Annotated in this window: 26 protein-coding genes and 1 riboswitch; of the genes, 4 read left to right on the top strand and 22 right to left on the bottom strand. The window is 47.7% G+C overall.

Features of this window, described 5'->3' with window-relative positions:
• Positions 1–26: 26 nt before the first annotated feature.
• From FC34_RS01170 to FC34_RS01155, 4 genes are all read right to left on the bottom strand, one after another.
• A complete protein-coding gene (locus FC34_RS01170; protein ID WP_057893549.1) occupies positions 27–1,187 on the bottom strand; it encodes a cysteine desulfurase family protein in 1,161 nt (386 codons plus the stop codon).
• A 21-nt stretch (positions 1,188–1,208) separates the two neighbouring features.
• A complete protein-coding gene (locus FC34_RS01165) occupies positions 1,209–1,901 on the bottom strand; it encodes a 5'-methylthioadenosine/adenosylhomocysteine nucleosidase (RefSeq protein WP_057893548.1) in 693 nt (230 codons plus the stop codon).
• An 89-nt stretch (positions 1,902–1,990) separates the two neighbouring features.
• Positions 1,991–2,236: a hypothetical protein gene (locus tag FC34_RS01160; RefSeq protein ID WP_057893547.1), complete on the bottom strand. Its 246-nt coding sequence runs from the start codon at positions 2,234–2,236 to the stop codon at positions 1,991–1,993.
• Entirely contained in the window at positions 2,223–2,768 is a 546-nt protein-coding gene (locus FC34_RS01155; protein ID WP_235803379.1) for an NUDIX hydrolase, read from the bottom strand. Before FC34_RS01155 ends, FC34_RS01160 begins: the two co-directional genes overlap by 14 nt.
• Before the next feature lie 173 nt (positions 2,769–2,941).
• Between FC34_RS01155 and FC34_RS01150 the strand changes: the two genes are divergently transcribed.
• The 3 genes from FC34_RS01150 (at position 2,942) to FC34_RS01140 (ending at position 5,894) form a co-directional block, all read left to right on the top strand.
• On the top strand, positions 2,942–3,643 hold the full coding sequence (locus FC34_RS01150) for a 5-bromo-4-chloroindolyl phosphate hydrolysis family protein (protein WP_057893545.1): 702 nt from the start codon (positions 2,942–2,944) through the stop codon (positions 3,641–3,643).
• Entirely contained in the window at positions 3,630–4,787 is a 1,158-nt protein-coding gene (locus FC34_RS01145) for a toxic anion resistance protein (protein ID WP_057893544.1), read from the top strand. Before FC34_RS01150 ends, FC34_RS01145 begins: the two co-directional genes overlap by 14 nt.
• A 201-nt stretch (positions 4,788–4,988) precedes the next feature.
• Complete coding sequence (locus tag FC34_RS01140; RefSeq protein ID WP_057893543.1) at positions 4,989–5,894, top strand: phosphate ABC transporter substrate-binding protein; 906 nt, start codon at positions 4,989–4,991, stop codon at positions 5,892–5,894.
• Between the two features lie 39 nt (positions 5,895–5,933).
• Here the strand turns inward: FC34_RS01140 and FC34_RS01135 are convergent, their stop codons facing one another.
• The 17 genes from FC34_RS01135 to FC34_RS01055 form a co-directional block, all read right to left on the bottom strand.
• Positions 5,934–6,149 (bottom strand): cold-shock protein, encoded by a 216-nt coding sequence (locus FC34_RS01135; RefSeq protein WP_057893542.1) that lies wholly within the window; start codon positions 6,147–6,149, stop codon positions 5,934–5,936.
• Between the two features lie 6 nt (positions 6,150–6,155).
• Entirely contained in the window at positions 6,156–8,936 is a 2,781-nt protein-coding gene (ileS, locus tag FC34_RS01130) for an isoleucine--tRNA ligase (RefSeq protein ID WP_057893541.1), read from the bottom strand.
• A gap of 257 nt (positions 8,937–9,193) precedes the next feature.
• Entirely contained in the window at positions 9,194–9,880 is a 687-nt protein-coding gene (locus FC34_RS01125) for a DivIVA domain-containing protein (protein WP_057893540.1), read from the bottom strand.
• 13 nt (positions 9,881–9,893) lie between these two features.
• Positions 9,894–10,673, bottom strand: a complete 780-nt coding sequence (locus tag FC34_RS01120) for a YlmH family RNA-binding protein (RefSeq protein WP_057893539.1) — start codon at positions 10,671–10,673, stop codon at positions 9,894–9,896.
• A 6-nt stretch (positions 10,674–10,679) separates the two neighbouring features.
• Entirely contained in the window at positions 10,680–10,970 is a 291-nt protein-coding gene (locus tag FC34_RS01115) for a YggT family protein (protein ID WP_157052198.1), read from the bottom strand.
• Between the two features lie 11 nt (positions 10,971–10,981).
• The gene (locus FC34_RS01110; protein ID WP_057893538.1) at positions 10,982–11,434 is read right to left on the bottom strand and encodes a cell division protein SepF; all 453 of its coding nucleotides are present in this window, start codon (positions 11,432–11,434) and stop codon (positions 10,982–10,984) included.
• Positions 11,435–11,451: 17 nt separating this feature from the next.
• Complete coding sequence (gene ftsZ / locus FC34_RS01105) at positions 11,452–12,648, bottom strand: cell division protein FtsZ (protein ID WP_057893537.1); 1,197 nt, start codon at positions 12,646–12,648, stop codon at positions 11,452–11,454.
• 27 nt (positions 12,649–12,675) lie between these two features.
• A complete protein-coding gene (gene ftsA, locus FC34_RS01100; protein WP_057893536.1) occupies positions 12,676–14,019 on the bottom strand; it encodes a cell division protein FtsA in 1,344 nt (447 codons plus the stop codon).
• Positions 14,020–14,124: 105 nt separating this feature from the next.
• On the bottom strand, positions 14,125–14,922 hold the full coding sequence (locus FC34_RS01095) for a cell division protein FtsQ/DivIB (RefSeq protein ID WP_162259761.1): 798 nt from the start codon (positions 14,920–14,922) through the stop codon (positions 14,125–14,127).
• On the bottom strand, positions 14,915–16,012 hold the full coding sequence (murG, locus tag FC34_RS01090) for an undecaprenyldiphospho-muramoylpentapeptide beta-N-acetylglucosaminyltransferase (protein ID WP_057893534.1): 1,098 nt from the start codon (positions 16,010–16,012) through the stop codon (positions 14,915–14,917). Before murG ends, FC34_RS01095 begins: the two co-directional genes overlap by 8 nt.
• Positions 16,012–17,385 carry a UDP-N-acetylmuramoyl-L-alanine--D-glutamate ligase gene (murD, locus tag FC34_RS01085; protein ID WP_057893533.1) on the bottom strand — a complete coding sequence of 458 codons (1,374 nt, stop codon included), beginning with the start codon at positions 17,383–17,385 and terminating at the stop codon, positions 16,012–16,014. Before murD ends, murG begins: the two co-directional genes overlap by 1 nt.
• Before the next feature lie 24 nt (positions 17,386–17,409).
• Entirely contained in the window at positions 17,410–18,375 is a 966-nt protein-coding gene (gene mraY / locus FC34_RS01080) for a phospho-N-acetylmuramoyl-pentapeptide-transferase (protein WP_057893532.1), read from the bottom strand.
• 17 nt (positions 18,376–18,392) lie between these two features.
• Positions 18,393–20,525: a penicillin-binding transpeptidase domain-containing protein gene (locus FC34_RS01075; protein WP_057893531.1), complete on the bottom strand. Its 2,133-nt coding sequence runs from the start codon at positions 20,523–20,525 to the stop codon at positions 18,393–18,395.
• Positions 20,525–20,905: a cell division protein FtsL gene (gene ftsL2 / locus FC34_RS09720; protein WP_162259760.1), complete on the bottom strand. Its 381-nt coding sequence runs from the start codon at positions 20,903–20,905 to the stop codon at positions 20,525–20,527. Before ftsL2 ends, FC34_RS01075 begins: the two co-directional genes overlap by 1 nt.
• Positions 20,906–20,920: 15 nt before the next feature.
• The gene (gene rsmH / locus FC34_RS01065; protein ID WP_057893530.1) at positions 20,921–21,856 is read right to left on the bottom strand and encodes a 16S rRNA (cytosine(1402)-N(4))-methyltransferase RsmH; all 936 of its coding nucleotides are present in this window, start codon (positions 21,854–21,856) and stop codon (positions 20,921–20,923) included.
• A gap of 2 nt (positions 21,857–21,858) precedes the next feature.
• Positions 21,859–22,290, bottom strand: coding sequence for a division/cell wall cluster transcriptional repressor MraZ (gene mraZ / locus FC34_RS01060; RefSeq protein ID WP_057893529.1), 432 nt, complete (start codon positions 22,288–22,290; stop codon positions 21,859–21,861).
• A gap of 228 nt (positions 22,291–22,518) precedes the next feature.
• Positions 22,519–22,845, bottom strand: a complete 327-nt coding sequence (locus FC34_RS01055) for a hypothetical protein (protein WP_057893528.1) — start codon at positions 22,843–22,845, stop codon at positions 22,519–22,521.
• Between the two features lie 160 nt (positions 22,846–23,005).
• Here FC34_RS01055 and FC34_RS09515 point away from each other — a divergent pair, with 160 nt between their 5' ends.
• Complete coding sequence (locus tag FC34_RS09515) at positions 23,006–23,122, top strand: DUF4044 domain-containing protein (protein WP_083479192.1); 117 nt, start codon at positions 23,006–23,008, stop codon at positions 23,120–23,122.
• A gap of 79 nt (positions 23,123–23,201) precedes the next feature.
• Here FC34_RS09515 and thiT read toward each other — a convergent pair whose 3' ends face one another.
• Positions 23,202–23,795 carry an energy-coupled thiamine transporter ThiT gene (gene thiT / locus FC34_RS01050; RefSeq protein WP_057893527.1) on the bottom strand — a complete coding sequence of 198 codons (594 nt, stop codon included), beginning with the start codon at positions 23,793–23,795 and terminating at the stop codon, positions 23,202–23,204.
• A 47-nt stretch (positions 23,796–23,842) separates the two neighbouring features.
• Positions 23,843–23,939, bottom strand: a riboswitch (TPP riboswitch).
• Between the last annotated feature and the right edge of the window lie 53 nt (positions 23,940–23,992).

Genomic DNA, 23,992 nt, shown 5'->3' with positions numbered 1-23,992 from the left:
ACACAAGATGAAGTTGTCGCTTCTAATTAAGCATTCGCTTTAGTTTTAATACGATTAATAATTCGAATCAACGCATCTGCATACGCATCAATTTGTTCAGCTGTTGTTTCGTGCCCAAAGCTAGTCCGAATGGATTCCCCAATGCGAGGACTGGCCTCGCCAAACATGGCTGTCAGGACGTGCGATGGCTCTAAGCTGCCAGCCGTGCAGGCCGATCCACCTGAAATGGCAAAGCCAGCCAAGTCAAGATTGGTTTGCAGCGCATAGGTCGAAATCCCCTTAAACCACAAATTAAACACATGGTTTAAATTATCTGGATTCAAGCTGCCATTAACTGCAAATTCAATGTCTGCTGCATTCAATCGAGCCATTAATTGCTGCTTAAAGGCGAAATACCGGGCCTGTCGCTCAGCTTTCACCTCTGGCGTAATCAGACTCACTGCTTTAGCAAAACCGGCCACTTGAACCACACTTTCAGTCCCCGCGCGCCGCTTCATTTCTTGCTCGCCACCGCGAATAAAGGATGGGAAATAAATCTTCGGACCGCGGTACAAGAACCCTATTTGCTTCGGGCCGTTAATCTTGTGCGCGGATACGGACAACATATCAATATGCATCGCTTGCACGTCAATATCCAATAATCCATAAGCCTGGGTGGCATCAGTATGGAACCACGCCTGGTGATTAATCAACCGCTCACCAATAGCTTCGATTGGCATCCGACTACCGACCTCGTTATTGCCAAACATAATGGTCACTAGAATCGTGTCATCGTCCAATGCAGCATCAAAATCTGCCAAATCAATCACCCCTTGGTCATTGACAGGTAAATACGTCACCCGAAACCCTTCAGCTTCCAGGGCTTCCAGCGGCCGCAGAATAGATGGATGTTCGATGGCCGTTGTAATGATGTGCTTACCCAGGTTTTGGCGCGTGTGGGCGGTTTGCATCAACGCGGTGTTGTTACTTTCTGTGGCGCCACTGGTAATAATAATGTCATTTGGTTTGGCATTAATACTGTTGGCCAATATTAAGCGTGACTGATCCATCACGGTATGCGCTTGGCGGCCAAACCAGTGAGTCGAGCTAGCATTACCAAAATCATTTTGCATTTGCGTCGTCATCTCAGTGATGACTTCCGGAGCCATCGGGGTGGTCGCCGCATTATCTAAATAAACATGCTCCAATTAAATCGAAACTCCTTTCGACTATGAAAGGTGCCCCAAGAATGCAAGTAACATCTGGGCACTCTGCTTGCCCGCATCAATAATGAAGTCATCGAAGTTGACACTGGCGCTTTCATCACCAACATCACTCATCGCTCGAATCACAACAAACGGCGTATTGAATTCCTTAGCCACTTGTCCGATTGCGGCGCCTTCCATTTCACTGGCTAAGGCTTGAGGATAAATGGTCAAAATTCGTTCAATTTCTGCGGTCTGGGCGATGAATTGATCCCCGGTAACAATTAACCCAGTATGAGTCGTTAAGTCGACCGATTCTGCGGCTGCGGCGATTTGTTGGACCAAGGTTGGATCAGCGTCAAAGATTTGTGGTTGACCAGGTAGTTGACCCGGTAAATAACCAAAAGCTGTCGAATTAACGTCATGATAAGCGACACCGGTTGAAATGACGACATCCCCGATTGATAAACCTTGGCCAATCCCACCGGCACTACCAGTGTTAATCACAGTATCAGGCTTAAAGGTGGCGAGTAAAACTGCTGTGGTCATTGCCGCTTGGACCTTACCAATTCCTGATTCAACTAGGGTGACATCTTGCCCATTGATCTTGCCACTAAAATAGTGTTGATTCCCAATCACGGTTTCTGTTTGTTCTGTTTGCACGGCTAAAAGTTCACGAATTTCTTCTTCCATGGCACAAATAACGCCAATTTTCATGCTAAAAGTCCCCCTCATCATAAAAGCACCTGCAAAAATCGCAGGTGCGCTTGCGTTACTATCTTACACGAGATGATTTCACTTATCAATTACAAGAGGAACATGACCCCGGTCACAATCAGCAGAAGTACCACAACAATCCCAATCGCCCAGTTTAAGCGGACTTTAAGACTATGAATCTTCAATTCACCGGTTTGGCCAAATTCCGCTTTTTTACGGCGAGAACGGGCGAACTCTTTTTCAACTTCCTGACGTTTTTGATCCCGGGCTTTGGCTGCTTCTGCCTCTTTGGCTTGCGCATCCCGGTATGCCTTACGTGTATTAATTTCCGCCATCCCGTTCACCTTCCATCTGTTGCCAGTATTGGATTGCCAGCAACGTTTTGGCATCACAAATGATTCCCTGCTGAATAGCGCTTTTGGCTTGGGCAAAGGTCAACCACTCGCCAGCCACCGACTCATCAGCGTCCTGGACCCGTTTGTGGGTCGGGGAGTGCAACTGACTGGCTGCAAAAAGCGTCATTTCAGCGTCTGAAAATCCTAAACTTTGATAGTAGTGACTTAACTGTTGCCAATGGCCAGCAGCTAAGCCTGTTTCTTCATTTAATTCCCGTTTAGCCGCCGCCAAAGCTGTCTCCTGGGCGTCTAACTTACCGGCAGGGATTTCTAATGTCTCTTGACCCACAGTCGCCCGCCATTGTCGGACAAACAGTGCCTTGCCATCAACAACAGCTAAAACGCCTGCAGCCGCGTGCGCATGCACCACTTCGCGCTGGGCCAATGCGCCTAAGGGCAGTTTGACCGTTAGCACGTCCACTTGAATAATATGGCCATTGAAGACCGATTGGGTTTTGATAATCTTTTCCATAACCGACTCCTTGTCTTCAATCATCATACGCGAACCAACACACAATTGTCGACTTTGCCGGGAAGCTTTACAATTTTTTGATAAAAAACAAAATCTCAATCCCAAGGCGGATACTGGCCAAGCATGCCTGTGTTAGACTGAACTCATGAATGAAACGAGGATGTGACATGATAATGAAAAATAAAAAAATTCGTAAGTCGCGAATTGCTTTGTGGATCGGCCTCGGTTTCGTCGCCGGTCTTGTCATCAGCGGCCGGGGCGATTTTGCAGTCCTAGTGGCGCTGGTTTTCGGATTAGCACGGTTTATGGGTGAGTGGCTCGGTCGCACATCGACCAAACCTTCAACAGCGCCAGTGTCCCCCAGTTTACAGGCCCATTATGTGGAAGCCGGACTGAGTGACAGTGAAATCACTTTGTTTAGAGAGACTATGGAAACTGCCTCTGAACAAATCAACGCCATTGAAGCCACAATTAACGCCGTGCCCAAATTAAAAAGTCTTGCTTTACAAACTGACCTGCTGCCAATTATGCATGCGTATTTCAAAGCGATTGTCCAGGCCCCAAAGCGACTCACTGAGGCGGCACCCTTTATTTATGAAATTCTACCGAATTTAAACCACTTAACAGACCGGTACCAAACAATTACCAATCACGAGGTTAAGACCCAAGAAACGTACACAGTCTTAACCCAGGCAGAGACAGCGATTACAGCCCAAGCTCAAACCATTAATGAGCAGTACCAAGCCTTTGTTGCTGACGACTTAGAAGATTTAGCTGCCTCAGTTTCCCTGTCACAGAAACAAATTCAAAGTCAATCACACGCCCATCCAGTCCCACTGAAAGAAACGGAGGCCCTCGACCATGCCAGAGAGTGATTTAACTAAAGACTTATTACAAAATCCATTTGAAGCCGTCAACCCGATTGTTGACAGCACCGCGCCCGCGCAAACGGCACAGCCTAGCCGCTTGAGTGTCGAGCAACAAGCACAAGCCAAACAACTGGCTGATCAAATTGATAGTCGGAACCAAGAAGCGGTTTTGAATTACGGGGCTAATGCGCAAAAACAACTTGGCCAGTTCTCCCAAACGATGTTAAATCAGGTTCAAAGCCAGGATACCGGTGCTGTTGGGGACGCTCTCAACAGCCTGATGACACGCTTAAATGAAGCCAATCCAGACGAATTACGGGCCGAAGATGGCAACGTCTTCCGCAAAATCTTCGGACATGTCAAACGTTCCATTTTTGAAATCACCACCAAGTACCAAAAAATCGGCGCGCAAATTGACAGTATCGCTAGCCGGCTTGAGAAAGAACAACAAGGCTTACTCAAAGACAATCAGCTGTTAGACGAACTATATGTGCAAAACAAGGGTTACTTTGATGCCTTGAACGTTTATATTGAAGCCGGTCACCTCAAACTCGATGAAATGGCCCAAAAGAGTATTCCCGAAGCCATGGCGCAAGCTCAAGATAGTGGCAATCAAATGGCCGTGCAAGAAGTCAACGACCTCAAACAGTTCCAGAATCGCCTCGAAAAGCGGGTTTACGATCTTGAACTTGCCCGCCAGATTACGCTGCAGCAGGCGCCGCAAATTCGTTTGATTCAAAACACCAATCAAGCCTTGGCCGAAAAAATCCAAGCCAGCATTAATACAGCTATTCCCCTTTGGAAGAATCAAGTGGCCATTGCCTTGACCTTGTTACGTCAAAAGGATGCTGTGACCGCCCAACGCCAAGTTTCAGAAACAACCAATGATTTATTGAAGAAAAATTCTGAAATGTTGAAGATTTCATCTATCGAAACGGCCCGAGAAAACGAACGTGGCGTCGTTGACATTGAAACCTTAACCCAGACGCAAAACGATTTGATTGAGACCCTCCAGCAAACCTTGCAGATTCAACAAGAAGGTAAAACTAAGCGGCAAGCGGCTGAAAAGGAACTCGAACACATGGAAACCGATCTTAAACAGCAGTTGTTGGATTATACCCAGGGTAAACCCAATAGCCCGCAACATTAATAAAATTATAGTTTTACACAAAAGCACCCTTAATCGATACAGATTAAGGGTGTTTTTGTTACGCTTTAGCCACGAATTTACAGAATCGTTTCTGAAAAGGTGTCTTTACACAACTAGTGACAAATCTTTACGCCGCTGGCGGTCAATCTTTACATCTCACCGTTATAGTGAAGTTATTCTCATCGCTTAGGAGGCGAATTTATGAAACGTTCTGTACTTTTTTCTTTGATTGCCGGTGTTGCCTTGATGTTGGCCGCATGTGGCGCCCAAACTAGTGCCACCAGCAAATCCAGTTCCGCCGCTACCTCTGATAAGGCCCCTTCGGGCAAGATTGTTGCGGTTGGCTCAACTGCCCTGCAACCCCTCGTTGAGCAAGCCGCGAAACAATATCAAGAGAAAAATACTGGCGTCGATATTACCGTTCAAGGTGGAGGTTCTGGCGCAGGTTTATCACAAGTGGCAGCGGGATCTGTCACCATCGGGAACTCTGATATCTTTGCGCAAGAAAAATCTGGCGTCGATGCCAGCGCCTTGGTTGATCACCAAGTAGCCGTCGTTGGGATTGCCCCAGTGGTGCATAAAGACACTGGCGTGAAAAATGTCAGCAGCAAACAGCTGGTTGATATCTTTACCGGCAAGATTACCAATTGGAAAGAAGTCGGCGGTAAGAATCAGCCCATCGTGCTTATCAATCGCGCGCAAGGCTCTGGGACCCGCGCAACCTTCGAAAAGTGGGGTCTCAAGACCGACAAAGTCAAGACCGCCCAAGAGCAAGATTCCAGCGGGACCGTCCAAAAGATGGTTGCCTCAACGCCTGGTGCCATCAGTTACTTGGCCTTTTCATACATCAAGTCTGATGTCACGGCCTTAAGCATCGACAACGTGACGCCAACTGATAAAAATGTGACCACCAATACTTGGAAAATTTGGGCCTACGAACACATGTACACCAAAGGATCCCCTGACAAAGGGACCGCCCAATTCATCAACTTCATCCAATCAAAATCTGTTCAGCAGTCCTTAGTCAAAACCACCGGCTACATTCCAGTGACCGATATGACCGTGTCACGGACGGCTGATGGCAAGATTGAAGAAATTAATAAGTAAACAATAAAAACCCCGGTGCTGTTGCACCGGGGTTTTTATTTATGCTTCTGATTGATCGTCAACGACTAAGTTAGCCGCTTGTGGGCCACGGGGGCCTTCGACAATATCAAAGGATACTTGTTGACCCTCTTCTAATGTCTTAAAACCACTACCGGTAATGGCAGAGAAATGGACGAAAACATCAGGTTGATCAGGGACTTCGATAAACCCGAAGCCCTTTTCGCTATTAAAAAATTTTACGCGTCCAGTCATGATGACCTCCTAGGCTTCAAAGCCAGTTTCAACGAGTTCTGGGAAATTGGCTGAGACAATTGCGGCACAGCGACCACATAACGTTTTGAAGTGAGGATCGCTGCCGACATCTGTCCGGGTCATCCGACAACGGGCACACACTTCACCTTCAGCGTGCTCAACCAGAATCTGAGCATCATCAAAGACTTGGGCACCATCTGCGGCTGGGCCTTCAGCTACCGTCAATTTCGACACAATCAATAGTTGCATCACATTGGCGTCAATAGCAGCTAACAAGTCCCGCAATGGTTCGTTTGGATAGACAGTGACGCTTGCTTCCAGTGATTTCCCGATAATCTTCTCATCACGCGCGACCTCTAACGCCTTTTGAACTTCTTGGCGGAAGTCCAAGAAGGCACTCCACATATCAACTAATGCATCAGCGTCGTCGAATTCGGTAGCTTCAGGCATTTCGGACAGAAACGCGTATGTTTCAGGTTGTCCTAGCAACGGCCAGATTTCTTCAGTGGTGTGCGGCAGAATTGGGGTCAACAACTTGGTCAAAGCCACCAAGGTGTCAAACATCACGGTCTGCATCCGCCGGCGCTTGATGTCATTTTGACCTTCGATGTAGACCACATCCTTGGCAAAGTCCAAGTAGAAGGCTGACATATCGTTAATCAAGAAATGACTGATGGTTTTTTCTACCGTCGCAAAGTCAAAAGTATCATAGGCGGCACGACTTTGAGCAATAACCTGATTCAAGCGAACTTCAAGATAGCGGTCAACAGAGCCCAGATCGCGATAAGCCACGGCATCAGTTGCTGGATCAAAGTCACTGGTGTTAGCCAACATAAACCGAAGTGTGTTCCGAATCTTTCGGTAAGCTTCAGACGTCTGCGCAAAGTTATCCAATGACACCCGCACGTCAGATGAGGCGTCAACAGTTGAGACCCAGAGGCGAATAATTTCGGCCCCATATTGTTTCTCAATGGTGTCTGGCACAATCGTGTTGCCCAATGACTTACTCATCTTGCGTCCCTTATCATCCAACGTAAAGCCTTGGGACAAGATTTGTTTGTATGGTGCTTCGCCGGTTGCGGCCACACTGGTAATTAAACTACTGTTGAACCAGCCACGATATTGATCTGACCCTTCAAGGTACAAATCAGCTGGGAACCGCAAATCTGGTCGTTGCGCCAAGACAGCTTGGTGGGAGGAACCAGAGTCGAACCAAACATCCATGATGTCAGTTTCCTTCGTGAATTCCCCGTTAGGGCTACCAGGGTTCGTATAGCCTTCTGGCAATAGGTCTTTGGCATCTCGTTCGAACCAGACGTTACTCCCAAATTCGCCGAATAATTGGGCGACATGTTCGATGGTTTCAGGCTCTAAGATTGGATCGCCATTTTCGGCATAGAAAATTGGCAATGGTACGCCCCAAGCCCGTTGGCGAGAAATAACCCAGTCACCGCGGTCGCGGATCATATTGTACAGACGAGTCTTCCCCCAACTTGGCGAGAAGTTAACTTGATCAATCTGGTCGAGAATCTGTTCACGGAAGGCGTCAATTGAAGCGAACCACTGTGTGGTTGCTCGGAAAATGACAGGCTTCTTCGTCCGCCAATCGTGTGGATAGCTATGGGTAAAGAAGTCTAATTTGAGTAAGGCCCCTTTTGCTTTCAAGGCATCTGTCACCATTGGATTGGCCTTGTCGTAGAACACCCCAGTAAAGCCAGGGGCTTCTTCATTCATGACCCCTTTTTCATCAACAACAGACACGACAGGCAATTTGTATGGCAAGGCTGCCTTATAATCGTCTTCACCATGGCCAGGCGCCGTGTGCACAAGCCCGGTCCCGGCATCAAGGGTGACATGATCGCCCAAAATGACAAGACTAGTCCGATCATAGAGTGGGTGTTGAGCGGTCATATTTTCCATTTCCGCGCCCTTGAAGGTCTTCAGAATTTCAGGATTGTCCCAGCCCAGCGTTTCCGCGACTGATGGGAGCATTTCTTGCGCAACAACGTACTTCTTGCCATCCACAGCCACTTGCACATAATCAAAACGTGGATTAACGGCAATCGCATAGTTAGCAGGAATTGTCCAAGGTGTTGTCGTCCAGATAATCAAGCTAGTATCAGCGTCGAGCAAGCCCTTCCCGTCAACAACTTTAAAGGCTACGAAAATTGAAGGTGACTTGATGTCTTGGTATTCAATTTCAGCTTCAGCCAGGGTTGATTCAGACGATGGTGACCAATAGACTGGCTTCAAGCCGTGATAGATATAACCCTTCTTGGCCATGTCACCGAAGACGCGGATTTCAGCGGCTTCAAATTCAGGTTGTAACGTAATATAAGGATGGTCCCAGTCACCGGAAACCCCGAGTCGCTTGAAATCAGTACGTTGCTTCTCGATTTCCTTCATCGCATACTGGCGACAAAGTTCACGGTATTCGGCCATCGACATTTCCTTGCGTTTCACACCTTGCTTGGCCAATTGTTGCTCGATTGGCAAGCCGTGGGTATCCCAACCGGGAACAAAAGGTGCCCGAAAACCTGACATCGCCTTGTAACGGACAATAATGTCCTTACTAATCTTATTCAACGCGTGACCCATGTGAATATTCCCATTTGCAAAGGGAGGGCCATCATGCAGAATAAAGGTTGGCTTACCTTCATTCAATTGTTGCCGTTGTTCATATAAATGGTTTTCTTCCCAGGCAGCTTGCCAGCCGGCTTCCTTGTTGGGCAAGCCTGCGCGCATTGGGAATGGTGTCTTACCAAGATTCAAAGTGTCTTTAACTTTCATCGTGCGCTTCCTTTCTGTTTTGTGAACAAAAAAGACTCCGCCCTAAACATAGGACGAAGTCTTCGTGGTACCACCTAATTTCGGGGGCAAATCCCCCCTCAGGCATTCGTTAACGAGAATGACTCGATCTGGATTACATTATCACCCAGATAACTGCGAACTGATGAGCTCATGCCCTTAATTCTCGAACTTTCACCGGTTTTCGAGTCGCTGATAATCTTAAACATGAGTCGCGTGTTCATAGGTTGTTATGTTGATTAGTCTTTATGTGCATCCACATCTTCAGGGAAAATAATTTCCGTGTACATGTCTGCATCAGGGGCTGGCGTTAAGCCTGAAGTGTCGCTGGCGCTGGTTGCCACTTCTGAGTCTGAGTTTAATGAATCAACAGGGGCATTGTCAACCCCAGCTTCACTATTCGCATCGATAACCTCAACTTCATCGTCAGTTGACGCTAATAATGACTTCCATTCAGGACTCTTCACCACTTCCAGTTGTGATTCCAACATGACTTGAAGCCGCTGGCGGAAGATTCGAGTCTGGCGCTTCAGGTCCTCGGTTTGAATGGTAATCTGCTTTGACTTTTCAGAGGCGTCACTCAGAATCCGATTGGACTTCTCAGTGGCATCCGTCAATAGATCTTGGGCATTCTTCTCGGCTTCTTGTTGAATAATGTCAGCTTCTTTTTGCGCATTATTCTTCACCCGATCGGCCGCTTCTTGCGCCACAATGATTGATTGATTCAAGGCATCCTTCAAATCATCAAAGTACTTGAGCTTCTCTTCATTCGCAGCCAATGCCTTAGAGATAGATTCGTTTTCAGCCAGAACTGCTGAATAGTCTTTGATAATTTGATCAAGGAAGTCATTAACCTGATCTTGATCGTAGCCCCGCATGCGGGTCCCAAATTCTTTGTTGTGAATGTCTAATGGACTTAATGCCATAACTGAACTCCTCCTACTTATGTAGCACACCAACTTGGATGCGATATTTATCTTTCTTAGACATACCAAGCAGTGCTTGATACCGTATACGCCCAAACCCCCGAACGGAAACCATATCGTTGTCTGCTAATGTGGCATCAGGATGCGCTTCAACTTGAAAATTCAACCGAACCCGTTCACCTTGAATCAATTCTTTGGCCCGCTGCCGAGAAATATTGAACACATGGGCAATGATGGTATCTAACCGCAATGATGCCACAGTGACCTCAGCAAATTCCCACTCGTTGGTGGGTTCCAGGTGGTCCGCTAATGGCAATTCTTCCAAGCGAACACCAATCTTGCCAATATGCTCAAAGTTTTCCAGCGTAAAGTCCAACATTGATTGCGTCACAAAGAACTGCCAATCAGTGCCATCTGTAATAATGTCGCCAAACACATCGCGGCGAACGCCCGCATTAAGCAACGTGCCCATAATTGTACTATGATGCAAATCAGCAAACTTCTCGGGATATTTAATCTGAACCAGCGCAATTTCATAATCTTCGGGTTTAGGCTCATAATAACTTGGCGCGAGAATCAGCCGTTCACGTTCTGCCCCAGGATACCCGCCAAAATGAAAACTGGTGACCTCGCCATGCGTGCCCACCAGTTGATTGGCAATATAAACCTGTCGTGGATCAAGAAATTCCGTCAAAATGGGCCGATATTCATTGCCCGCTTGCTCAACAAGTTCAGCAATATGGTCAATGAAACCTGCTTCTTCTTTACGAAAATGTTGATAGATGCTATCCATGATTCGCTACCTTACCATTGCTGTTAATATGTTAAAGAAAATCCAATTCAGCCCGCGTTGCAACAATGTCAGAACGAAAAATGCAATCACAGGTGAAAAGTCCAGCCCCATAATAGCTGGAATGAAGCGTCGAAACAGGTTCAGATATGGTTCAACAATGCGCCCCAGATAGTACCCGAGTCGAGAGTTCATTGCATTGGGGAACCACGTCATCAATATATAGACGGCTATCGCAATCATATACAAGTACAATGCCCACGATAAGCCTTGATAAAGCGCATAGACCAGTTGCGTCAAAAAGTTTCCTCCTAGTCTGCAATATCATCGAAAGCGTCTGTGCCGATAATATTGGCCAAATCGCCATCAATTTCAAAATTCGCTGGGGTAACTAAGAAAATCGCTGCTCCAATGCGTTTCATGTTCCCAGAAATTGCAAAGACTGTGCCATTCAAGAAATCAACAATCCGCTTGGCATCATCATTCCCAATACGATCGAAGTTCACCACAACCGCGTGGTTATTCAATAGATGTTTGCCAATTTCATTGGCATCCGAATAGAGTCGTGGTTCATAAACAACGATTTTTGCTGGCTTCCCGGTTGGGTTTGTCATTGAAATCACCTTAGCATTGCGCTGAAAGTTGTCGGCGGGTTGGCCAGAACTGACCGGCGTTTCTGTTTCCAGAGCTTCTTCATAACTTTCTGGTTCTTCATCCATGCCAAAGAACCGATTAAAGGTTGAGCCTAGTTTTTCAAACGCCATCTGCGCCTACCCCCTTATTATTTCCGCCGCCGAGTGAAAAATGGCGGTTGGTCATCTGAGTTGTCAGAATCATTGGTCTCTGGAGCTTGATCAAAAATATCAAAGTCTGTCTTTTGAGCCGAGTCTAAGTCAGCCTTAGGCTGTTCCCGAGTTTCGGGTTCACGCCGTAAATCCCAACCGTTGAACGGATCATCTTGCTTCTCAGCCGCTGGCTTGTCGTTAGCCGCAGCACTGGCCCGACGACCAGGTGTCGTACCAGCAGCTTCAATCCCAGTCGCAATCACTGTGACCACGACTTCATCTCCGAGGTCTTCATTGATTGAAGTCCCAAAGATGATGTTGACGTCACTAGAAGCAGCTTGCGCAACAATTTCTGAAGCATCTTGGGCTTCATACAGGGACAAATCTGGACCACCAGTGATATTAAGTAAGACTTGCTTAGCCCCATCAATAGATACTTCTAAGAGTGGTGAGGAAATGGCCTTCTTGGTGGCTTCGATTGTCCGGTTCTCGCCCGTGGCAGAACCAATCCCCATCAAAGCAGATCCTTGGTTGGCCATAACTGTCTTCACGTCAGCAAAGTCCAAGTTGACATAGCCAGGGCTGGTAATTAAATCAGAAATTCCTTGAACCCCTTGACGGAGCACGTTATCAGCGAAGTGGAAGGCTTCAAGCATTGGGGTCTTCTTATCCACAATTTCAAGCAAGCGATTATTAGCAATAATGACCAATGTATCAACATGTTCTTTTAATTGGGCGATCCCCTCAGCAGCGTTCTTGCCGCGCTTAGGGCCTTCAAACGTAAATGGTCGGGTCACAACCCCAACCGTTAAGGCGCCTTGATCTTTGGCGATTTTGGCGACGATTGGGGCCGCACCAGTCCCGGTACCCCCACCCATGCCGGCGGTGACAAAGATCATGTCAGCACCTTCAAGCGCTTGAGCAATGGCATCTTCGCTTTCTTCAGCTGCCTTCTGGCCAATACCAGAGGTTGCGCCGGCACCTAAGCCGCGAGTCAGTTTCGGTCCTAATTGAATCTTAGTTTCAGCGTTGGACGCTGCAAGCGCCTGAACGTCAGTGTTAGCCACGATAAACTCAACACCTTTGACGTCTTCAGCAATCATCCGATTTACGGCATTGCCGCCAGCACCGCCGACACCGATAACTTTAATAATTGCGCCGGTATCATTCTGTGCATCAAGTGAAAATTCCATCTGTGTTCCTCCTAGTGTGAGTCCAAATTATTCAAAAAATGTGCCGAAGAAGCGTTTCAACATAGAAGGCTTTTTCTCTTGGTCGTCATTTTCTGTTGATTGTTGAGTTGGTTGAGGCTGAGGCTTTGACACCTTGGCCGCTTTCTTAGGTTTGGGCTGTGGCTCTGGTTGGCTTGCCTTAACCTCAGGCTGCGCAGCCAATGTCGTTGGCGTTGGTAACACGGTCGTCACCAATCGGTCAATATCCGACATATTCGCTGCAAAGTTAACCAATGCTAGCGCCTGTGTGAAGGATGGGTGCCGTAATCCCATTTCACTGGGAATAAAACGCTTGACCGGGCGCTGGAAAATCTCTTGGGCCAATTCAATCACACCAGGCAGCGCAGAAACGCCACCGGTAATGACAATGCCACCAGGCAGATCAAGCGCGTGGGCCTTATCGAGTGCCTCGTTTAGACGTTCAAAAATCTGAGTCAACCGGGCCTCGATAATTTCAGCCAAGTACTTCTCAGAGACTTCGACAGCTTCAGTTTTACCAACCACTGTCACGGGGAACGTTTCATCCTCACTGGCAGCTAGAGAATCGGCGTTACCGTAATCTCGCTTGAGCTTCTCAGCTTCTGTAAAGCTGGTATTCAGCACAACGGAAATATCTTTGGTAACGTATTCGCCACCCTCTTGGTCAACATCGGCAAATTTAAGTTGGTGATCATGAATGACAGCGGCAGTACTTTGCCCACCCCCAAGATCAATCAGCATGGTGCCGAAGTCCTGTTCCCCATCAGTCAGGGCATAGCGACCTGCGGCTAATGGATTTACAACAATCGTGGACAATCTTAAATTAGCTTTTTCTATAGCTTTTTTAGTGTTATGAAGCACAGTTTTGGGAACGGTGAATAAAATCCCACGCATTTCCAACCGGACGCCAATCATTCCGCGGGGGTCTTTGATGCCATCAAACCCATCAACGATAAACTCGGTAGGTTGGATTGATAAAATCTCCCGTTCTGGAGGCAAACTGCGGACAAGCGCTGCTTGAGCCACATTTTGGACGTCACCGTCGACAATCTCTTTGCTCTGATCGCCCACGGCAATCATGCCAGAAACACGTTCAATTTGAAGCAAGTTCGCTGGCACGCCAGCCACCACTTGTTCAATTTTGACATTTGCTTTGTCTTCAGCTTGTGCAACAGCTAATTTAATCGCATCGGCGGCTTTGTCGATATCAACAATAACCCCACGACTCAGACCTTCCGATCGTTGACTTCCCACACCAATAACATTCATTTGACCTTGAACGAACTCGGCAACAATGACTTTTATTGAGGTGGTTCCGATATCAAGTCCGACATAAATTCCTTGATTCGCCACGTATCCGGAACCTCCTTTAATTATTCTTAATCATTACAAAATATTCTTGAGACTGGTTTCATTTTACCACAGTCGTTAAAGCTTGCGGTAGTCGGGTCAAGACTTTTAGTTCTTTTTAGTCTTATTTGGCGTGAAGAACGCCCCGACTTCCAAATCGAGCGTGCCTGACTGTTTCAAATCAGCTACCACGCTCGGATAATAGTGCATTTTTTTAGCTAATGTGCGTGAATCAGCAATCACCTGGTTGCCATCGCCCATGTTCAGTTTCACCTGATAAGGATTGGCGCCGCCACGTGTTGCTTTCACTTCAGCGATATCTTGGCGAACTGCTTTTGGAATCGCCCGCAGTGCGGTACTAATCCGGGGCAATTCCTTAGCGGTGAAACCTGTCAGGACCGGATAATTATCACTAGGATTCTTAATCCCCTGCTTAACGACTTGATTAGACGACAAGACCAAATAATAAAGGCCCTTTTGATACACGTATCCGACCGGCGCATACTCGCTGATTTGTAACGTAACTGTGTTCATGCCGGAGATCTTAACGTGGGCTGATTTGACGCCGGCAACTTTTTCAACTCGATTGACGACCGGGTGCTTGTCAAACAGCAACTGCAAAATATAATTGCGATTACTCAATTGGCTCGCGTCAATAATTGTTTGTTCCGGCAACACCTTCACACCCGTCACGTTGACCTCACCGACTTTTGCAAGCGGCGAAATCATGTAGCCAAAAAACCCCAACAACACAATGAGTGGGGTCAAAATCAACACCAAGTTCCGTCGTAACTGCTTATGCCGCCAAGCGCTCAATTGAGGTAATTGTGCCGCTAAGGGCTTGGGATGTGTGGTTTGGTACTGCTCCCAAGGTGTTTGTGGTTCTGGTGTCGATTTCTTAGCCATGAGGTGACTCCTTAATCGCCGCCTGCAAGACGTCGATGAGTTGGTCAGCCGCATCCTTCACGCCAAGGCGCTTCGCATTCTGCGCCATTGCCGCCAGCCGCGGACCATCTTGCATGAGCGCCACCACCTGCCGTCCAAAGTCAGCAGTCAATTCAGTTTCAGGAATCACGATGGCGGCCCCGGCATTAGCCAATGACTGGGCGTTGATCATTTGATGATTACCAGTGACATTGGGACTTGGAATCAGTATTGACGGAATTCCCAAAGCAGTTAATTCGGCCAGGGAAGTTGCGCCGGATCGGCCAACAATGAGACTAATATCTGGCAGAATTGACGGCATGTCGTCAATGTATGGCACCATCACAATACCAGCGGGCATGGTTGGATGCGCGCTGTGCAGTGCATCAAAGTGCCGGCGACCAGTGACAAATAAAGTTTGGATGTTTGCTTGAGCCAGTTCCGGAATTGCATCAAGTGCTGCCTGATTCATTTTCGGGGCGCCCCTGGAACCACCGAAAATCAAAAGCGTTGGGGCCACAGGGTTCAATCCGTAATCCGCCAGTCGTTGATTGCGAGTCAAATCCGCTACTTCTTGGGCGCGGGGATTACCCGTCAATACCACCTTTTTGGCAGGAAAAGTAGTCGCAACTTCAGGAAAGGCAATGGCAATTTTGGTCACAAAGTGGCTCAAGAATTTGTTGGTAACCCCGGCCACCGAATTTTGTTCGTGAATGACCGTCGGAATATGCAACCGGCTGGCCGCATACACCGTCGCACCAGAAACATAACCACCTGTCCCAATCACAACGTCCGGCTTGAATGCTTTCAACAAGCGCTTAGCGTCACCCACACTCTTGATGAACTCGGTAATTGTTTTGAAATTTTCTAAGGTCAATGAACGTTTAAAGCCTTGAACTTTGATCGTCGCAAAATCAATGCCATTGGCAGGCACAATCCGACTTTCCAGTCCTGCTTCAGTCCCAACGTACAAGACTGCATCGGCAAGATGGCGTTTCTTCAGTTGGTTAATCAGTGCAAGGGCTGGATAGATGTGACCACCAGTACCCCCGCCAGAGACAACGATTCGCATCAGTGACTGCCATCCTTTCTCAGCGCGTTGACAGCGTCAATAAAGACGTCACCGCGAACTTCAAAATTTTTGAATTGATCCCAACTAGCCGCAGCTGGCGAGAGCAAAACCACGTCCCCTTCATCGCTGGCGTTAAACGCAACTGGCACTGCTGCTTGCAATGTGTCAACTCGCGTCACTGGGACTCCGGCCGCTTGGCCGACCGCAACAAGACGATCAGCTGTTTGACCAAAGACCACCAGCTGTTTGACATGATCGTGAACCAAAGGAATTAAATCGTCCAGCGAAAGGCCACGATCCAAGCCACCAGCCAGTAATACAATCGGTTGGGAAAAAGCCGTCAGCGCCACGGAACTGGCTTCAACATTGGTAGCTTTACTATCATTATAAAACCGGCGGCCTTCATAAGTGGTCACATATTGAATCCGGTGCTTGACCCCGCTGAAGCGTTGCAATACGGCCACGATGTCAGCGGTTTTGACGCCTTTGAGTTTGGCCACGGTCAAAGCCGCGAGCGCATTTTCAATGTTGTGATCTCCAGGGATTTGCAAGTCATGTACGTCAATGATGGCTTCATCATCAAAGTACAGCCAGTCCCCCGACTGATAAGCCCGGGCGCCAGCAACGTGTTGGCGCGAGAAAGGCACGATTTGAGCCTGACTCTGCTTCGCAAGATCATGCATTTCTGGCAAGTCCCAGTTCATGACGAAATAATCGTCGGCCGTTTGGTTCATCGTAATGCGCATTTTTGCGGCAACATAATGGGCGCGATCCCCGTGATAATCGAGGTGCGCTTCATAGATATTCGTCAGGACCGCAATCTCAGGATGAAGTTGGGTAATCCCCAATAATTGAAAACTGGACAGTTCCGCAATAATTTCATCGTCAGTCGTTGCCGTTTGCGCCACTTGCGAGGCGGGAATACCAATATTACCGGCATCTAGAGCCCGGCCTTTAGCCCGATTTTCGTTTAGCATTAAGCCAATTAACGTCGTCGTTGTGGTCTTACCATTACTCCCAGTGACGGCTATCCAAGGTGCTTGGGACACTTCATAAGCTAATTCAGGTTCAGTGATAATGGGAATGTTCTTGGCTTGTGCTCGTTCAACCATAGGATTCGAATAGGGAATACCAGGATTCTTGACCATCAACTCAAAGTGCTCATCCAGTAATTCTAACGGATGGCTCCCGGTGATGACGCGAATGCCATCTTCCAACAGTTGCTTGGCATCAGGGTTATCGTCAAAGTCTTGCTTATCATTGACGGTGACCAAGGCACCTAAACGTTTGAGCAATAAAGCGGCATTGACCCCACTTTTGGCCAAGCCTAAAACCAGTACTTTTTTATTCTCATAATCAGTAATTGCTTTCATGCCCAAAACTTCCTCTTCCATTTTTTATAAAAAGAATCCTAAATACAACCCACTGGCGACTAGGCCAACCAACCAAAAGACAAGATCGACTTTCCATTCTGACCAACCCAACATCTCAAAGTGATGATGAATTGGTGACATTTTGAAGAGCCGCTTGCCAGTTAATTTAAATGACGCAACTTGCAAGATTACACTTGCCGTTTCAACGACAAAGACAATCCCAATCAACAGTAAGGACCATTCTCGGTGCAAAAGCAATGAGATAACGGCCAAGAGCCCACCAAGGGCAAGACTGCCAACGTCACCCATGAAAATTTTTGCGGGCTTGTGATTGTATAGGAAGAAACCAATCATGGCCCCAACGGTCGCTAAACAGATGATGAGCACGTCAACCCGCCCGTCATGCGCCGCGATAATGGCATAAGTCCCCATCGCGATAAATGTCAGACCAGCAAGCAGACCGTCGATGCCATCAGTGAGGTTGACGGCGTTACTGAAGCCGACCAGCCAGATAGCCGCAAAAACGATGTACAACCATTGACTGTTAATATCCCCGATCACTGGCAACCATAAAGTGGCCTGCATCCCCTCAGAGAAGAAGGCCCATAAGAAGATGGCCGCGCCGGCAATTTGCCCCAGCAACTTCTGCCAAGCCCGTAACCCCAAGTTGCGGTGGTTAGCAACCTTGACAAAGTCGTCGACGAATCCGAGCGCCCCATATAAAACGAAAATAATTAAGCTCACTATCAGGCTCAAAGTGAAGGCGTGTTGCCAAAGCCCGACCCAAATACTGGTAATGACAATCCCAGTAATAAAAACCAGGCCGCCCATTGTGGGGGTGCCAGACTTGACTTCGTGCCACTTTGGTCCTTCTTCGCGCGTAACTTGACCCTCTTTACGCATGCGCATGTAGCCAATCAATAGTGGCAATAAAATTACTGTAATGGCAAAAGCTGAGACCGCTGGGATCAGCATTTGTGCTAGTTCCATGAAAATTACCCTCAATTCTATTTTGGTTGGAACGTCACGGTGATTTTAGCATCACCGATCATGGTCCCTGCTGCTTGACTCTGATGTGTCGCAAACCCATCACCCTCGAGGTTAAATTTCGCCCCGGTTAACTGCGCCAACTTCAAGACATCACTCTTGGCCCACCCAGAAACATCTGGCATGGTCATTGCGCCGTTGGTCAGCAGTAAGACACGTGATTTCTTCAGTCCTTGGCTGTGAGCCTCAGGTAACTGTTGAACCACGGTATTACCTGTCCCAATCGTGGTCACGGTGAAGTCTTTTAAAGCTGTTTGCGCATTGGTCAGTGATTGGTTCAAAACACTTGGAATCGTTGTTGGTTTCGTTAACTGAGTTTGATTTTCATCTGAGTCACCTAACGCTAAGGCCCGCGTCATCAATGGCTTGAAGATTGATGCCAAAATACTTTCAGCAGCTTCTGTCATTTTCTGCGGTTGTTTCATTGTGATATACAAAATATAACGCGGATTCTTGGCTGGGGCAATGCCAGCGACACTAAACGTATAATTGTTGGCCCCAGTTAAGTAACCACCTTTGGAACTGGCGATTTGCGCCGTCCCAGTTTTAACTGCCAGGTCAACTCCGGGCATCTTATAGGCTTGTCCAGTCCCGTATTGGGCAGTCACGACTTGGCGCATGGCCTCCATGACTTCTTTGGCAGTGCTGGCACTGATTGGCTTGCCGACCACTTTCTTATCATAGGTGGTGGTTTTGCCAGTCCTTGAGACGACCTTGCTGACGATTCGTGGCTGAATCATCTCACCATCATTGGCGATGGCACTGACCGCTTGTAACATTTGCATCATATTAACATTGATGCCTTGGCCAAATGACGTGATGGCCTGGTCAACGGGCTTTGCAAAACTAATACTCCCCGCCACTTCACCGGGCAATTGGATGCCGGTCTTTTGTCCAAAATCAAACTTATCAAGATACGATTTCCAAGTCTTGGCGCCCATGGCCTGTTCAATCTTAACCATGCCGACGTTACTGGACCGTGGAAAGGCTTGACTGAGCGGAATCGTTCCCCAACCACTGGTTTGCCAGTCACGGATGACGGAACCACCAACATTCACACTCCCAGATTGGTAGTAGGTATTCGGTTGATAATTCCCAGAATCGATTGCCGCCGCTAACGTCATAATCTTCAGCACTGAGCCTGGTTCATAGGCATCTTCAACTAACGCATCGCGCCAAAGATTGCCGAGACCATTACCCGTCATCGGATCAAACGTTGGCCGTTGGCTCGCCGCTAAAATGGCCCCTGTTTTGGCATCCATCAACACCGCGTTCAGGCCATTGGGTTGATACTTGGTCGCGACATCACTCATCAGGGTTTCAAGATAAGACTGCAAGCCGCTGTCAATCGTGGTGTAGACATTCCCACCATCGACCGGCTTTTTGGTGACTGCTTCTGAATTCGGCAGCGTATAACCATATCGATCAAACTCCGCCGTTTGGTGGCCATCCGTCCCCGTTAACACGGTATTAAATTGCTTTTCCAGCCCTAAAATACCCGTTAACTTCGTACTATTGTCCGCATCCGTTCCCTGCGCTAAGCCAATCAAGTGAGAGGCAAACGTCCCATTGGGATACAAGCGCGAGGGCTTCTCAATGAATTCAATCCCCGGCAACTTCTGCTTTTCAATTTGTTGTTTGATGGCCAAACTTAGATTTTTACCAGCTGGCCCGAATTCAACTTGAAAGACTGCCTTCTTTGGTTGCAGATACTTCAAAATCGCTGCTTCACTTAATGGCAAGTAGCGACTGAGCACTTGGGCCGTCTTCTTGGCATCCACCACATGTCGCGGTTTGTTACCAATCATTTGGTCCTTATTTAAAATAGCGTAAATCGAATATGTATTGGAACTCTCGGCAATAACATTGCCTGAAGCATCATAAATGGTCCCGCGTTTAGCAGTTAACGTCATTTCGGACCGGTACTGATCACTCCGCTTGCGACTGAGATTTGCTGAATCGACCTTGCCACCTAGGGCAACATAGCCCATCCGAACAAAGAAAATGAGAAAGACCAAACTGGTCAATCCCAAAAAGAAAATCCCTAACCGTTTACGGTTCATGCGTGGTGGTTGGTGTCCTTGCTTAGCCATTACTTTGTCACTCGCTTAATCGTGCCATTGGTCGTCGACAACCCATGGTCTTTGGCAAAGGCCGATAACCGTTCTGAAGTCGACAATTCGCCAATCGCTTGCTTGTAATTATTGACTTTCGTCGTTTGATCAGCAATTTGTGACTGCATGTCTTCATAGGCCCGCTGCGTCGTTGCTAGATTAGTCCGAGTAAAGAGGCACCACAAACTCATCACCACAATGAGGGCCCCTGCCATGAAGGCCAGTCCGCGCTCAAAAACAGTAAATGGAACGGCTTTAGGGGCAGCCGCCGGGATAGCTTGCGGGGTAATCGCCGGTTGCGGTTGTTCAGGTTGAATCATCGGTTCTGGATCGAGTTGACGCGCAGTATTATCTAACATAATCATTTACTCCTCTCAGCGCTTTTCGATGACTCGCAGTTTTGCACTGTGGGCCCGATGGTTGGCAGCTAGTTCTTCTTCACTCGGTAAAATTGGTTTGCGGGTGATTAGTTTGAATTTAGGTTGAGCTGATTCGGGAATCACTGGTAAATCTCGCGGAACATTTTGGACCTCAGTCATTTCTCTAAATAAGGACTTAACAAAGCGATCTTCTAGGGACTGAAACGTGATTACGCTGATCCGGCCACCGGAATTCAGTAATTTCAATGCCTGCTCCAAGGAATCCTCAAGAGCCCCTAGTTCATCGTTAACTGCGATGCGCAGGGCCTGAAAAGTCTTCTTTGCCGGATGACCACCCGTACGGCGCGCAGCGGCTGGAATCCCAGCTTTGATGAGGTCAACCAACTCAAATGTCGTTTCAATTGGCTTCTCACTGCGGGCATTTTCAATCTGGCGGGCAATCGGCTTTGCGAATTTCTCTTCGCCGTAGCGCGAAAAAATTCGCAGCAGATCTTGATAAGACCAGGTATTGACAATGGTTTTCGCCGTTAACGTTTGGCTTTGATCCATGCGCATGTCCAGGGGCGCATCAAAGCGATAGCTAAACCCGCGGGCTGAATCATCAAACTGTGGTGATGAGACCCCCAGGTCGTATAAAATACCATCGACTCCAGTAATGTTTTCATCGGCCAAAGTGGTGGTGATTTGCCGAAAATTAGCATGCATCAAATGTAGGTTTGGCGGCAACGGCTGTAAACTAGCCGTCACCGCATCAATCGCCGCTTGATCTTGATCAAACGCGTACAGTTGGCCACTGGTCAACTGAGATAAAATCACGCGAGTGTGGCCAGCACGCCCGAGCGTGGCATCGACATAGATGCCAGCCGGTTTAATATGTAGTGCATCGGTGGCTTCAGTGAGCAACACCGTTTCATGTTTGAATTCAGTCATGGCTATAACCCTAGATCCATTAGATTTTCAGAGATTTCATCAAAGTCGGTTTCTGCTTTATCCGTGAACGCTTGCCAACGCGCATCGCTCCAAACTTCAATCCGATCAGAGACCCCAACAAGCACGCAAGCTTTGTCGAGGGCTGCATGGGCGATGAGATTGGCCGGAATATTAATCCGGCCTTGCTTATCCACGGTACATTCAATCGCAGCCGCATAGAGAAACCGCGTGAATGTCCGGGCATCCTTCTTAGTCAGAGGTAACTGCCCAATTTTGGCTTGCAAATTAGTCCATTCGGGTAGAGCGTACCCAAAAAGGCAGCCATCCATACCGCGGGTCAACACAAAAGTGTCGCCTAACTGCTCGCGAAATTTCGCAGGAACAATTAGTCGGCCTTTGGCATCGAGATTGTGATGAAACTCACCCATCAGCATGGCGCTACCTCCTTAATAAGGCTAGTCTACCACATTCCCCCACTTCCTACCACAAATTAGGGATTTTATGACCTCAATATTTATAAAATTTTTTCGGGATATACGTTACTTTTTCACAAATACATTCTATGCCTTGATTTATCGGGTTTTTCAGCATACGAAAAAGGTCGCAACCAACGTTTCATGGTCGCGACCTTCGTCTTAATCGGTCATTATACAGGTGGGGGCTTAACCCACAATTTTGAAAATAATTCCAGCTACCCACCAAATAGTGGTAGCGAGTAACAGCCAGCGTAGCCATTCCCGGACAAAACGAGGAACAACCAAATCAAAGTGGCGATTTACCTGATCAATCACAATCAGAATCCCCATGAGCATAGCGACAAACGCTAAGACCCAGAAGTAATTTCCCAGTCCCAAAGCCCAGGTGGCCAGGAGATTGGCAACCACGATAATATTTAGTAAGCGGCGGCGCCATTTTCGAGGTCCTGCGATTGGAAGCAGCGCCACAACCCACAAAAGGATGGGTCCACCAATAATCAAAGCCATGAGCATTCGGCCCACCTACTTTCTCTTCATTAAAATAAATATACAAGCTTTCTCAAATTTTTGAAAGCTCCCCCGAGAAATTGATGATTGACTTGGGAAACGATTGCCCTTCATGGTCTAAAAAGGTACACTGAAAAGCGAATATCATAAAGGTAGGCTGAGATGAATGAAGAAAAAAGACAGTACATTTACAAAAATTACCAAGTTTTTCATTTGGTTCATGCTCATCGTGACCCTGCTTGGAAGTCTTGTTGGCACGTTATCTGCGTTGCATGTCATCTAGAGACACAAAAAAAGACCCGACAAAACAACTGTTTTGTCGGGTCTCTTTTTGTGCCGCAATCTATGAAATTGTAATCAGTTTAGGCATCAACGTGCTTTTGTAAGATTGCTTCTTTTGGAGCAACAAACAACCGCGGTGCCACAGTCACCAAGACCCCTATCACGACGATCGCCAGAATCCCTGAGAAGACAGCGGAGCCACCATTAACAAAGAGTGACCATTGCCAGGCTGGCCAGCCCTTTGGTGCGTAACTGCCCCAATAGATCCAGCCAGCAACAAAGTGGAAAAAGTACTTCGCAAACGTCCCAACCAGAATCCCGATTGCAGCCATGCCAATGGCTTTTGAAATTTGCTTGTTCTTCAGAGCGGCCTGAAATTGTGGCAAAGTGACAGCCATCAGCCCAGCCACCGTGAAAGCAACTGGGTATTCGATAATTGCTTGCACAGGATTCAGGATTGAACCCCGTAACATTAAATCGAGCATCCCCCAGACAAAACCGGCGGATAATGCAGGGACAGTCCCCCGCCGCAAAGCTAAGACAGCCAGCGGAATTAAGCCATAGTTGAACTCAATTGCCGATACCCCTGTGGTATGCGGAACGTACTGCAAAGCCATGGCAAAAGCCGCGATAATCGCCGTTTCAACCAGTGTCACTAATCGTTGATGCGCCATACAAAAAACCTCCTAAGGTTTGATTCCCCAAACACAAAGAAGGTCGACTTGTCGACATCCACAATTCCTACGCTCGTGTTAACGAACAGGTTCGAAGGGTCTGGGTTTCCCCACTCTCAGCACATGGCTCCCCTTTGTGAAGGTTCCTCATTTAATTTAACAGCGTAAGCATACCGGTAATTACCTGTCTTGTCAAC

The sequence above is a fragment of the Lacticaseibacillus brantae DSM 23927 genome (genome assembly GCF_001436115.1).
GTDB lineage: Bacteria > Bacillota > Bacilli > Lactobacillales > Lactobacillaceae > Lacticaseibacillus > Lacticaseibacillus brantae.
Note: the sequence above shows the minus strand (reverse complement) of the source record. Positions and strands in the feature narration are given on the sequence as shown.